Source organism: Rhodococcus sp. NPDC006774 (assembly GCF_040636045.1).
Lineage (GTDB): Bacteria > Actinomycetota > Actinomycetes > Mycobacteriales > Mycobacteriaceae > Rhodococcoides.
Genome location: NZ_JBEYIW010000006.1, coordinates 19,802 through 32,513 on the forward strand (window position 1 = coordinate 19,802; position 12,712 = coordinate 32,513).

General features: G+C 66.6%; 11 protein-coding genes. 4 read left to right on the forward strand and 7 right to left on the reverse strand.

Annotated elements, in window-relative coordinates:
- Positions 1 to 80: 80 nt before the first annotated feature.
- A complete protein-coding gene (locus tag ABZ677_RS10975) occupies positions 81 to 1,352 on the reverse strand; it encodes a solute carrier family 23 protein (protein WP_358369217.1) in 1,272 nt (423 codons plus the stop codon).
- 21 nt (positions 1,353 to 1,373) lie between these two features.
- Complete coding sequence (gene ptsP / locus ABZ677_RS10980) at positions 1,374 to 3,104, reverse strand: phosphoenolpyruvate--protein phosphotransferase (RefSeq protein WP_358369220.1); 1,731 nt, start codon at positions 3,102 to 3,104, stop codon at positions 1,374 to 1,376.
- Between the two features lie 172 nt (positions 3,105 to 3,276).
- Between ptsP and ABZ677_RS10985 the strand changes: the two genes are divergently transcribed.
- The 4 genes from ABZ677_RS10985 to ABZ677_RS11000 are packed head-to-tail and all read left to right on the forward strand — an operon-like array spanning position 3,277 to position 7,417.
- The gene (locus ABZ677_RS10985; RefSeq protein ID WP_037189503.1) at positions 3,277 to 4,044 is read left to right on the forward strand and encodes a DeoR/GlpR family DNA-binding transcription regulator; all 768 of its coding nucleotides are present in this window, start codon (positions 3,277 to 3,279) and stop codon (positions 4,042 to 4,044) included.
- Positions 4,041 to 5,051: a 1-phosphofructokinase family hexose kinase gene (locus ABZ677_RS10990; RefSeq protein ID WP_358369223.1), complete on the forward strand. Its 1,011-nt coding sequence runs from the start codon at positions 4,041 to 4,043 to the stop codon at positions 5,049 to 5,051. Before ABZ677_RS10985 ends, ABZ677_RS10990 begins: the two co-directional genes overlap by 4 nt.
- A gap of 9 nt (positions 5,052 to 5,060) precedes the next feature.
- Positions 5,061 to 7,118, forward strand: coding sequence for a fructose-specific PTS transporter subunit EIIC (locus ABZ677_RS10995; protein ID WP_358369225.1), 2,058 nt, complete (start codon positions 5,061 to 5,063; stop codon positions 7,116 to 7,118).
- A 41-nt stretch (positions 7,119 to 7,159) separates the two neighbouring features.
- Positions 7,160 to 7,417 (forward strand): HPr family phosphocarrier protein, encoded by a 258-nt coding sequence (locus ABZ677_RS11000; protein WP_032377711.1) that lies wholly within the window; start codon positions 7,160 to 7,162, stop codon positions 7,415 to 7,417.
- Here ABZ677_RS11000 and ABZ677_RS11005 read toward each other — a convergent pair.
- The 5 genes from ABZ677_RS11005 to ABZ677_RS11025 form a co-directional block, all read right to left on the reverse strand.
- Complete coding sequence (locus ABZ677_RS11005; RefSeq protein ID WP_358369228.1) at positions 7,414 to 8,505, reverse strand: hypothetical protein; 1,092 nt, start codon at positions 8,503 to 8,505, stop codon at positions 7,414 to 7,416. The genes ABZ677_RS11000 and ABZ677_RS11005 overlap by 4 nt on opposite strands.
- A 5-nt stretch (positions 8,506 to 8,510) precedes the next feature.
- Complete coding sequence (gene hflX, locus ABZ677_RS11010; protein ID WP_230596240.1) at positions 8,511 to 9,887, reverse strand: GTPase HflX; 1,377 nt, start codon at positions 9,885 to 9,887, stop codon at positions 8,511 to 8,513.
- Positions 9,888 to 10,140: 253 nt separating this feature from the next.
- A complete protein-coding gene (dapF, locus tag ABZ677_RS11015; protein ID WP_094634282.1) occupies positions 10,141 to 11,010 on the reverse strand; it encodes a diaminopimelate epimerase in 870 nt (289 codons plus the stop codon).
- A gap of 24 nt (positions 11,011 to 11,034) precedes the next feature.
- Positions 11,035 to 11,964: a tRNA (adenosine(37)-N6)-dimethylallyltransferase MiaA gene (gene miaA / locus ABZ677_RS11020; protein WP_037189517.1), complete on the reverse strand. Its 930-nt coding sequence runs from the start codon at positions 11,962 to 11,964 to the stop codon at positions 11,035 to 11,037.
- Positions 11,957 to 12,679 carry a class III extradiol dioxygenase subunit B-like domain-containing protein gene (locus tag ABZ677_RS11025; RefSeq protein ID WP_358369231.1) on the reverse strand — a complete coding sequence of 241 codons (723 nt, stop codon included), beginning with the start codon at positions 12,677 to 12,679 and terminating at the stop codon, positions 11,957 to 11,959. Before ABZ677_RS11025 ends, miaA begins: the two co-directional genes overlap by 8 nt.
- Positions 12,680 to 12,712: the final 33 nt, after the last annotated feature.

The following is a 12,712-nucleotide window of genomic DNA, read 5'->3' on the forward strand; positions in this document are numbered from 1 at the left end:
CTGACGTCACAGGCAAACACTACGTCCGCGGTGTCGAGGCGGTCGATGACCAAAACGCGCGCGATCCGTGACCGACCCCGCTAACGACCTCGTTTGCCTGCACTCCTCGCGAGCGCCGAGACGATCGGGTAGCCGACGAGGATGCCGACCGAACCCCACGCGATACCGCCGAGCTCGACCGATCCGACAGCCAGTGTCAGGTCACCGATGCCGGCGACGAGCGCCGCAGCAACGACCATGAGATTGACCGGATCGGTGAAGTCGACCTTCGCGTCGGTCCAGATACGAACGCCCAGTAGCCCGATGAGTCCGTACAGCACCAGGGTTGCTCCCCCGATGACGCCGTCGGGCACGGTGAAGATCAGGGCTCCGAACTTGGGCGAGAACGCGAGCACTATCGCAGTGATGGCCGCGACCCAGTACGCGGCCGTCGAATAGACGCGGGTGGCGGCCATGACCCCGATGTTCTCGGCGTACGTGGTGGTGCCCGAGCCACCGGCGGCTCCGGCCAGGGTGGTCGCCAACCCGTCGGCGATCAGTGCGTCACCGGCCACGTCGTCGAGGTTCTTGCCGGTCATCGCCGCGACGGCCTTGACGTGTCCGACGTTCTCGGCGACCAGGACGATCACCACCGGTAGCGCTACCAGGATCACCGACAGCTCGAACGACGGTCCACGGAACTCGGGCAGGCCGATCCAGCTCGCCGCACTCAGCGCGTCGAGGCGTGGTTGCGCGATTCCGCCGGTGACAGCGGCGAACACCCAACCGACGACGACACCGACCAGAATTCCCAGTCGCCCGAGCAGTCCGGGTCCGATCGCCGTGGCCAACAGGATGGCGACCAGCGTGACTGCGGCGATGAGCGGCTGCGCCTCGAACGACGTCGTCGCGGCCGGGGCCAGATTCAGCCCGATCAACACGACCACGGCACCGGTCACCACGGGCGGCATGGCGGCGTCGAGTACGCGCCGACCGGCGAATTTCACCACGAAGCCGATGGCCGCCAGCACGACACCGACGCACAGGACGGCACCGAGCTGCGCGGCCGGGCCGTTGGCCTGCGTGGCACCGAGCGGAGCCAGGAATGCGAAGGACGACCCCAGATAGCTGGGCACCCGCCCCCGGGTGATGAGCAGGAACAGCACCGTCCCGAGGCCCGAGAACAGCAGAGTCGTCGACACCGGGAAGCCGGTGATCGTCGGAACGAGCAACGTGGCACCGAACATGGCGACGACGTGCTGCATCCCGATGCCGACGGTGCGCGGCCACGTCAATCGCTCGTCCGGTGCCACCACCGCTCCGGCCTCGACGGTCTTTCCGTTTCCGTGCAGCGTCCAACCCAGATTTCTCATGATGGGAAAAAGACTATTGCGTCAGCCGAGGATCGCGCTCACTGCCTCACGGGCAGCGGCGGTGCTGTCCGTTTTCAGCGCGGCGGCGGCCGCTGCCTTGCACTGAGCAAGCGTGACCGTGGCCAATTTGGAACCCACATGCGCGACGGCGGCCGACGCTGCAGACAGAGAGGTGATGCCGAGCCCGACCAACACACAGGCCAGCAGTGGATCGGCAGCGGCCTCGCCGCAGACTCCGACCGGCTTGCCTGCCTTGGCACCCGCGGCAGCGGTGTGGGCCACCAAAGCCAGCACGGCCGGCTGCCACGGATCGGTGAGACCGGCGAGCTGTGCAGACATGCGGTCGGCGGCCATCGTGTACTGCGCCAGGTCGTTGGTGCCTATGGACAGGAAGTCCACGTGCTCGAGGATGTGCTCGGCGAGGAGCGCGGCTGCGGGCACCTCGATCATGACGCCGGGCGTCAGTCCTCGTTCACGGACGTCGGCGGCGAAATCCTTCGCCTCCAGCGCGGTTGCGATCATCGGAGCCATCACCCACGGGGAGGAATCGGTCGCCTTCGCGGCTGCTGCGATGCCGTCGAGTTGGCGGTACAGAATCCCGCGGTCGGCCTCGGCGATACGGATGCCGCGAATGCCGAGGGCCGGATTGGCCTCGTCGGGATGGGTTGCGAACCTCAGCGGCTTGTCCGAGCCGGCGTCGAGAGTCCGCACGACGACCTTCTTGCCTGCGAACGCGTCGAGTACCTGGGCATAGATCTCGGCCTGCTCGTCGACGGTGGGTTCGGAGTCGCGGTCGAGGAAGCACAGTTCGGTACGAAACAGTCCGACGCCGTCCGCTGCGCTGGACCGCGCTGCGCGAGCACCGGCACCGTCCTGGACGTTGGCGAGAATGTCGACTGCATGGCCGTCGGCGGTGGTACCGGGACCGACCCACTGCGATACCCGGTCGAGCTCGTCGCGGGCAGACACGACGGCAGCGCGGGCCGAGTCGGCATCGGGTTCGAGGTCGATGCGGCCGCTGGTTCCGTCGACCGATGCGTTCGTACCGGCAGCGATGTCGTCGAGCCCTACCACGGCGACGATGCACGGGATGCCGAGCTGGCGGGCGATGATCGCGGTGTGGCTGGTCGGACCTCCGAGCGAGGTCGCCAGTCCGACGATCAGGGTGGGGTCGAGGCCCGCGGTGTCGGCCGGCGCAAGGTCGTCCGCGAACAGGATCGACGGTTCGTCAGGCACGGGAACACCGGGCTCCGGAACACCCAGGATCTCGGCGATGACGCGGTCGCGGATGTCGCGTAGGTCTGTCACTCGCTCGGCCATCAGACCGCCGAGCTGGGTGAACATGGCAGCGAATTTTTCGGTGGCCGCAGCGGTTGCGGTGACGGCAGAACTGCCCTTGGCGATCGAGGAGCGAGCGGCACCGAGCCACCCGCGATCGGTTGCCATCGCGGCGTTGGCGGACAGAACCTCCGAAGCAGCGCCGGTCGCGAGTTCTGCTCGGCCGCGCAATCGGGTGGCGACGGCGTTTGCCGCGGCATCGAACACAGCCTTCTCCGACTCCCGATCGGCCTCGGCAACCTCGCCGGTATCGGCGGGAATGGACGGACGGGCACCGGGACGAATGACGGGACCGTATCCGACACCGGGCACGACGGGCGTGCCGCGCAGTGTCGTCTGCGCTGATCCGGTCCCGGCAGCGTCGACTGTCGTGTCTGCGTGTCCGGTCGACGCGGTGCTAACCGATCCCGTCATGTGGTCCTCCTCGAATCCTGCGTGAACAAAAGGTCATCGCATCTGTTCTGCGAGCTGTGGCGCACTCAATCGCTTGCCTGTGTTGTGACCGAGATTACTCCAAAGCCTTGACATGTCAACACACACGGGCGTAAAACAACATAAAGCAACATCAACCGGGAAGGAGACGCAGGTGTACGCCGAAGAACGACAGCACGCGATTGCCGAACTGATCAGTACGCACGGCCGCGTCTCCGTCAACGATCTGTCCGCCACGTACGGCGTCACCACCGAAACCGTGCGGCGCGACCTCGCCACTCTCGACCGAATGGGAGTCGTCCGTCGCGTCCACGGTGGAGCAGTACCCGCATCCGCACTGACCACACTCGAGCCCGGCGTCTCGGAGCGAGAGTTCACCCGCGCGGATCAGAAGGACGCGATCGCAGCCGCGGCGTTGTCCTTCCTGCCTCCCGTCGGCGGTAGCGCCGTGTTCGATGCCGGCACCACAACGGGCAGGCTCGCCGGTTTGCTTCCCCACGATCGTGAGCTGACGTTGGTGACGAACTCGGTCCCGATCGCCGCTCGCGCCGCGACGATGTCGAACGTCAGCCTGCGATTGCTCGGCGGGCGTGTACGCGGTACCACCCAGGCCGCCGTCGGCGACGAAGCTCTGAGCGCCCTCGAATGGCTCCGCGTGGACGTGGCGTTCATCGGCACCAATGCCATCAGCGTCGGACACGGATTGTCCACACCCGACAGTGACGAGGCAGCAGTGAAACGCGCCATGGTCGAAGCGGCCAACCATGTTGTGGTGCTTGCAGATTCGTCGAAGATCGGCCGCGAGCATCTGGTGAGCTTCGCCCGAGTTGGATCCATCGACGTCATCGTCACCGACAGCGACATCTCGACAAACGACCGTAAGAATCTCAGCGACAAAGGAATCGAGGTGGTGATCGCATGATGGTCACACTCACGGCCAACCCGAGCATGGACCGCACGGTCACACTCGACGCACCGCTCGTCCGCGGTGGAGTACACCGCGCATCGACGTCGGCCACCGACCCGGGCGGCAAGGGCGTCAACGTCGCTCGCGTCCTCGGTGGATCGGGAGTCGAGGCGTTGGCCGTTCTCCCTGCCAACGTCGGCGACCCCCTGCTCGACGCGATGGCCGCGAAGGGAGTGCGGTATTCCGCGGTTCCGACGTCGGGGCCGGCACGGACCAACATCACGGTGAGCGAGGTCGGTGGCACCACCACCAAGATCAACGAGCCCGGTGCGACGGTGTCGGAACAGACCCGCGCCGAGCTGCGGGAGCGAATCCTTTCTCTCGCAGTCGATGCCGAATGGGTGGTGCTCTCCGGTTCGCTTCCGCCCGGTCTGCCCCTCGACTGGTACGCCGAGCTCGTCGTTGCACTGCGGGCCACCTCTGCGAAGGTCGCCGTCGACACCTCCGACGAGCCGCTCCTCGCTCTCGCGTCGGCGTTCCCGGCATCTGCTCCGGACTTGATGAAACCCAATTCCGAGGAACTTGCCCAACTGACCGGCTACGATTCCGAGGAGCTGGAAAGCGCTGCAGCACAGGGTGACCCCACTGCCGCAATCGCCGCCAGCACAATCCTTCTCGGCCGAGGCGTCGGCGCGGTACTGGCCACTCTCGGCAGTGCCGGAGCCGTACTGGTCACCGAGGACGGTTCCTGGTACGCCAGCCCGCCCCCGATCACCGCGGTCAGCACGGTCGGCGCAGGCGATTCCTCGCTCGCCGGCTACATCCTCGCCGATGCCGAGAACTGCTCCGACGCAGACAAACTTCGCCGCGCCGTCGCCTACGGAACGGCAGCCACCGCGCTTCCAGGCACCACGCTTCCACTGCCCGAGCAGACCCACCCGAATTCGGTGACGGTCCGTGCGCTCGACATCCCCACGTCCGTCACCCCATCCACGCTCTCCCCTTCTTCGAATCGTCTCTAGGAGTCTGCAATGTCCACCCCCACCGAAGATCAGCAGATCATCGCCGAGGATCTGATCCTCCTCGACGCCGATCTCGGCGAATCCAAGGAAGCCGTCATCGAACGCCTCGCAGGCGTTCTGGCTTCCGCGGGTCGCGCAACCGAGACCGATGCTCTGCGCGACGCCGCTCTGGCCCGCGAAGCGCAGTCGGCAACAGGCCTGCCCGGCGGAATCGCCATCCCGCACTGCCGCTCCGAAGCGGTCACGAGCGCTTCGCTCGGCTTCGCCCGCCTGAACCCCAAGGTCGATTTCGGTGCCCCCGACGGCCCCGCCGACCTCGTCTTCCTCATCGCAGCGCCGGCCGGTGCCGGTTCGGCCCACATGAAGCTGCTCTCGAGCCTGGCGCGCGCACTGGTCAAGCCGGAGTTCGTCACCTCGCTGCGCAACGCGTCGTCGGCAGCCGAGATCGTCTCGCTCGTCGACGGCGTCATCAACCCCGCTGCGAAGCCCGCCGCGACGGCTCCGGCAGCAGCAGCCCCTGTGTCCACCGCCAAGCACAGCGCTGCCGCCACCCCGGCCGAGGCGTCGGCGTCGACTGCCCCCAAGCACATCGTCGCAGTCACCGCCTGCCCCACCGGAATTGCGCACACCTACATGGCTGCCGACTCGCTCGTCGCCGCAGGCGAGCGCGCCGGAGTCACCGTTCACGTCGAGACCCAGGGCTCGAGCGGCAGCACGCCGCTGGACCCCTCGATCATCGCCGGAGCCGAAGCAGTCATCTTCGCCACCGACGTGGGCGTCAAGGGCCGCGAGCGTTTCGCCGGCAAGCCCGTGATCTCCTCCGGCGTCAAGCGCGCCATCAACGAGCCCGACGTCATGCTCACCGAAGCCCTGCGCGCTGCACTGAACCCGGACGCAGCTCGCGTCGGAGGTACCGCAGTGGCCGCCGGCTCGAACGACTCCGCAGGTGAACTCGGCTGGGGCACTCGCATCCGCCAGATCCTGCTCACCGGCGTCAGCTACATGATCCCGTTCGTCGCTGCCGGTGGTCTGCTGATCGCTCTCGGCTTCCTGCTCGGCGGATACGAGATCTCCGGAGTTGCCGAGGACATCGTCGTCAACAACTCCATCACCTCGCTGCCCGAAGGTGGAATCGCCGCCTACCTCGGTGCCGTGCTCTTCCAGATCGGCGCTCTGTCCTTCAGCTTCCTGGTGCCCGCACTGGCCGGCTACATCTCCTACGCCATTGCCGACAGACCGGGTCTGGCACCAGGATTCACCGCAGGAGCGGTGGCCGTTCTGGTGGGTGCAGGCTTCATCGGCGGTCTCGTCGGTGGTCTGATCGCCGGCTTCGTCGCACTCTGGATCAGCAAGTGGAAGATCCCCGCAGTTCTGCGCGGCCTCATGCCGGTCGTCATCATTCCGCTGTTCGCCACACTCATCGTCGGCGCAATCATGTTCCTGCTGCTCGGCAAGCCCCTCGCCGCGATCACCAGTGGACTCACCGACTGGCTCAACGGCCTCAGCGGTTCCTCGGTCATCATCCTCGGCATCATTCTCGGCCTGATGATGTGCTTCGACCTCGGCGGACCGGTCAACAAGGCAGCCTATGCATTCGCAACGGCAGGCCTGTCGGTCACCGACACCGCATCGCTCCGCATCATGGCAGCGGTCATGGCCGCAGGAATGGTGCCGCCACTGGCCATGGCACTCGCCTCGACCGTTCGCGCACGCCTGTTCACCGAAGCCGAGCGCGAGAACGGCAAGGCTGCATGGTTCCTGGGAGCTGCATTCATCTCCGAGGGCGCAATCCCGTTCGCCGCGGCCGATCCGTTCCGCGTCATCCCCTCGATGATGGCCGGCGGCGCCGTGACCGGCGCGATGATCATGGCGTTCGACGTCACCCTCAGCGCACCCCACGGCGGAATCTTCGTGTTCTTCGCGATCGGCAACATCCTGTGGTTCGTCCTTTCGCTGGCAGCGGGCACCATCGTCTCCGCGTTCCTGGTCGTCTCGGCCAAGCAGTTCGTCAAGGGTAAGAACGCCCCGTCGGACGCCGAACTCGATCCCGCACTCGCCACCGTCTGACACTCGCTACGATCGCAACAACCCCACTACGAAGGAGCACCATGCCCAGCACCACAGTCGCCGTCGGATCCTCGATCGGTCTGCACGCCCGCCCCGCAGCACTGATCGCCGACGCCGTCGCCGAAGCCGGAGTAGACGTCACCCTCGCAGTGGCCGACTCGGAGCCGGTGGATGCAGGTTCGGCCCTGATGATCATGACGCTCGGAGCCACCAAGGGCACCGAAGTCACGGTCACCAGCGACGACCAGGCAGCACTCGACAAAGTGGTCGCACTCGTCGAAGCAGACTTGGACGCCTAACGAGAACGCATCGATCGCCGGACGGTGAATCCCACCGCTCCGACGATCAGCACCACCCCGGCAGCGACGGCCGCTCGGAATCCCCATTCCGAGTAGTCCGTCGCTGTCGGCGTCTGCGCCGGCTGTTCGGGAACTACGGTCGGCGATACCGGAACCACGGCAGCGGGTTCGGGGGCGGACATATCGAGTGCTACCGCGTCGGGGATCCTCAGAATGGGCGGAAGCGCAGCCTCTGTGGGGCCGAATCCTGCCTCGGATGCGATCAGCAAGGAACCGTCGTCGGTGAACACCACTGCCTCGCCCTGCGGCTGATCGGGCAGTGGCACCACGGCACGAGACGCTGTCGGATCGACCAATGCCGACGCGATGTCCCCGTCCGACGGGCGGAACAGGTAGGCGTCGGTGTAGGTGCGCACCGCGGCGACGGTGCCGTCGGCGCTCACCGCTCCCCCGGTCGCCAGAATCGAGCCGACCACGAACGGCGGCCCACCGACCGTGTCCGTTGCGGTGAACGCCAGATCTCCGACCTTGCGCATCGGCGTCGGCCCGGGGCTGTCCAGATCGGCGACGGATTCGTCGCCGGCAGGTACGTACACCCCGCTCACGCCCGAGAGCTCCTTGGTGACGATCACCGGCCTACCACCGGGCTCGATCAGTATCGTCTCGGCGTCGTGCGGGCCGTCGGGGTAGGTCAGTCGGTACAGCTCGCCCGCACCCGATGCCGGGTCCATCCGCGTCAGTGCCACTGTGTCGCGGCGCATCTGATTGTCGCCGATGTCGGCCAACCACAGCGAGCCGTCGTACGAAGTCAGGTCCTCCACGTCGTACGGGTCGACGGGAACGTCGATCCATCGCTCGACGGCGCAGTCGGCACCGAGCACAGCGACCCGATCATCGGCTCCGCTGTCTCCGATTGCGTAGAGGACCCCGTCGATCGAGGTCAGCCCCGACAACTCGGCGAGGCCAGGATCGGTTGGTCGACAGTACGTTTCGGTCTCGATCGGCGCAGCGAAGGCAGTTCCCGAGAACGCGATCGTCGTAGCGACCGCAGCCGCGACCGCTCCGCACACCACCAGCCGTGGCCCCACCGAGTTCAGACGCTGGGAACGGTCGCCGTGAACTCGACGAGCGCTGCCGCAAGCGATTGCGGCACACGAGCTTCCACGCGCGTGCCCTCTTCCTCATGGGTCGATTTCACGATCCGGCCGTCGGTGTGGATTCGCGCGACCAGATCACCACGCGTGTAGGGCACGAGGACGTCGACCAGCACGTCCGGCTCGGAGAGGATCTCGGCCAGGTGATCGCGCAGGGCGTCGATTCCCTCGCCGGTCTTGGCCGAGACGAACCGCGCGCCGTCGAGCAGTCCGCGCAGCTGGGTCAGCTGCACCGGATCGGCAGCGTCGATCTTGTTGACCACCAACAACTCCGGCGGCATCTTCGCATCCTGCTCGCGGACCACCTCGGTGATCACCTCGCGCACGGCCTTGATCTGATCGATAGGAAGAGGATCCGATCCGTCGACCACGTGCAGCAGCAGATCTGCGTCGGTGACTTCCTCGAGCGTCGAGCGGAACGCTTCGACCAACTGAGTCGGAAGATGCCGAACGAAGCCGACGGTGTCGGTCAGCACGATCTCGCGGCCGTCTTCGAGCGTCGACTTGCGCGTGGTGGGATCGAGGGTGGCGAACAATGCGTTCTGAACCAACACTCCGGATCCGGTCAGCGCATTCAACAGACTGGATTTGCCTGCGTTCGTGTACCCCACGATCGCGATGGACGGCACCGTACCGCTCAGGCGCTGTTCGCGTTTGGTGTCGCGGGCCTGCTTCATGCCCTTGATCTCGCGGCGCAGCTTGGCCATTCGCTCACGGATGCGTCGACGGTCGGTCTCGATCTTCGTCTCACCCGGTCCGCGCAGACCCACACCACCGTTGCTGCCTGCGCGTCCACCGGCCTGCCGCGACATGGATTCGCCCCAGCCGCGAAGCCTGGGCAACATGTATTCCATCTGCGCGAAGGCGACCTGCGCCTTGCCTTCTCGCGAGGTCGCGTGCTGGGCGAAGATGTCGAGGATCAGCGCGGTGCGGTCGATGACCTTGACCTTGACCACCTTCTCCAGCGCATTGAGCTGAGCAGGCGTCAGTTCACCGTCGCAGATCACCGTGTCGGCACCGGTCGCGAGGACGATGTCGCGTACCTCCTTGGCCTTACCGGAACCGATGTACGTCGCAGCATCGGGCTTGTCGCGTCGCTGCATCAGCGCTTCGAGTACCTCCGAGCCGGCGGTCTCGGCCAGAGCAGCCAATTCGGTCATGCTGGACTCGGCCTGCGCGGCCGTGCCGGTCGTCCAGACTCCGACCAATACGACGCGTTCGAGGCGCAACTGCCGGTACTCGACCTCGGTGACGTCGGTGAGCTCGGTGGACAGTCCGGCGACTCGACGTAGCGCGGTGCGGTCTTCGAGCTGCATGTCGCCGGAGGATGGCGAGTTCTCGTCGTTCAGCGGAGACCGAGCCAGTCGCCTCGACCACGCGTCGGACTCTTCGCGTGTCCAGGCGGATTCGGTATCGGGAGCACCGTCGACCTCGTCGCGACTGTCGTCGACCGGTTCGCCCGCAGGGGATGTTTCATGTGAGTTCGTCATACGAGCTCCATGATCCACGAAAACCCCAGCGTATGCACGCGGGTTTCGGTCCACGCCGAGACCGAGGTCCGTGCGATCGTCAGGACTGCGCCTTCAGCCACCGGTCGTCGATCTCACCGCGGGCCAGCAGCACCGATGGTCCGCGCAGGGTGGCCCCGACGTGATCGATGTTCACACGTACCCGACCGCCGAGCACACCGACACTCACCTCACCGGTCTCGAGGCCCTCGAAGGACAGAGCGGCCGCGGCCGCCGCCACTGTTCCGGTGCCACACGATCGCGTCTCCCCGACACCGCGCTCGAACACGCGCATCTCGACGCCGCCGTCGTCGAGCCTGGTCAGGATCTCGACGTTCGCGCCGTGGGGAAAGAATTCGGAGTCCAGTGTCGGCGGCGCGGACAAGTCGAGAGCGCGGAGAGATTCGCGCGTCAACGCACCGTCGACACAGGCCAGATGAGGATTCCCGACGTCGATGCCGACGCCCTCGTACGTTCCGCCTGCAAGCGTCACCGAGCTCGAGCCCATCAGCGTGACGTCGCCCATCGCCACGGTGACATCGGCGTCGGTGTCGTCGAACGAGTGGACGGTCACAGCGCGTGCGCCGGCCCGTGAACCCACCACGAACTGGTCGCGTTGTTCGAGATCGTGCACCCGAAGGTAGTGCGCGAACACACGGACACCGTTACCGCACATCTCGGCGATGGTGCCGTCGCCGTTGCGGTAGTCCATGAACCAGTCGTCGGGCTCGACACCCGACGGAATTCGATCGAGTACGCCTGCATCTCGGAGCACACCGGCCCGCGCGACGCGCAGAATGCCGTCGGCACCGAGACCCTGGCGTCGATCGCACAACACCGAGACCGCCGACCTGGTGAGTTCGAGCTCGGCTGCCGGATCCGGCAGTACGACGAAGTCGTTCTGCGTTCCGTGGCCTTTGGCGAATTCCATGGCCGCGAGTCTACGTGGGCTCGGCTACGAGGGGTCGATCGCGGACAGGGCGTCCGACATCAGCGTGGGCGAGGTGCCGTCGAGCCAACGGACGCGTTCGTCGCGGCGAAACCACGATCGTTGGCGTCGCACGTAGCGTCTGGTTCCGATGAACGTCCGTTCGCGAGCGAACTCGACGTCGTACTCCCCCGCCAGCACATCGAGAGCCTGCGCGTACCCGATCGCGCGCGACGCGGTGACGCCCTCACGCAGTCCCAGGGCGAGCAGCCCGTCCACCTCGTCGAGCAGTCCGGTCTCGAACATCAGCCGAGTGCGCTCGGCGATCCGCTCGTCCAGTTCGACGGTGTCGCGATCGACACCCAATATCACTGTGCCCCAACGTGGTTCACCGATCTTCGGTGCCGACGCCGCGAACGGCTGCCCCGTCAGCTCCACCACCTCCAGCGCGCGGACCATGCGACGACCGTCGGTGGGCAGAATGGACGCGGCGGCTTCGGGGTCGGCCGCCGTCAACGCGCGATGGATCTCCTCGACACCGTCGCGTTCGAGGACTGCTTCCCATTTCGCTCGGACGACGGGGTCGGTGGCCGGAAAGGCCCACTCGTCGAGCAGCGATTGCACGTACATCATCGATCCGCCGACGACGATCGGTCGCAATCCGCGCGATCTGATGTCCTCGACGTCGGCGACCGCAGCTTCTTGATACCGCGCGACGGTAGCGATGTCGGTGACCTCGAGCACATCGAGTTGATGGTGCGGAATTCCTCGCCGCTCCGCGACGGGCAGTTTCGCGGTGCCGATGTCCATCCCCCGGTACTGCTGCATCGCGTCGATGTTGACGATTTCGCCGCCGAATTCCTCGGCCAGATCGAGAGCCAGATCGGATTTTCCCGTGGCCGTCGGCCCGATGATCGCGATCGGAGTCGTGGCACGATCGCTCGCCCCGTCAGTCACGAGACCAGGTCCCCACGAAGTATCCGACCCCGAAGGGCGCACCGCGGTAGAGCTCGGTCGTCGTGGTCGCATCGGTTCCGGCGAGCGCTGCCAGCACCTGCCACGCCGCTCGGCCGCCGACACCGAGCGATGCGCACAGGTCCACATCCAGACCCGCCAGAGTATCGACGTCGGCCGTCGCGAGGGCATCGTCGATGCTGCGCTGGAGCTCCTCCGCGCGCTCGTCGAACGATCCGGGGGCCTTCGGAGTCAGGGTGTTCGCCCCGTCTGCCAGCACCAGAACGCCCCAGCTCTCCGCAGATGCGTCGAGCTCTCGGCGCAGCTCCTCGCCGAACTCGGCGCACCACCCGGTACTCGCATCGGCCGGGATCGTGCGGACCTCGACCGCATCGTCGGGCGCAGCCACTCCTCGTAGCCACCCGGCGATCAGAACGGCCAGCGGCAGATCCGGGTCTGCTGCAGTCCGCGCTGTGCCGCCCGACAGTCCCACCACCACGTCGACTCCGAAGCCCCGCAACGTGCCGACCGTGGCCTCGCCGTACGTGGAGGACGTGCGATCGACGCCGACTGCCATCCAGCGGTCGACCGTCGACGCCAGGTGTGTCGTCGCGCCGACGGCGGCGGTCCGAAGATCGGCTGTTTCGGCCGCCCTCGCGCCCATCAATTCGGGGACCAGCAACGGTGGAGAGGGCACCAGGGCCGCGACACGAAACACGAGCACCACGCTAGTCGGTGACGCGACTTGGCC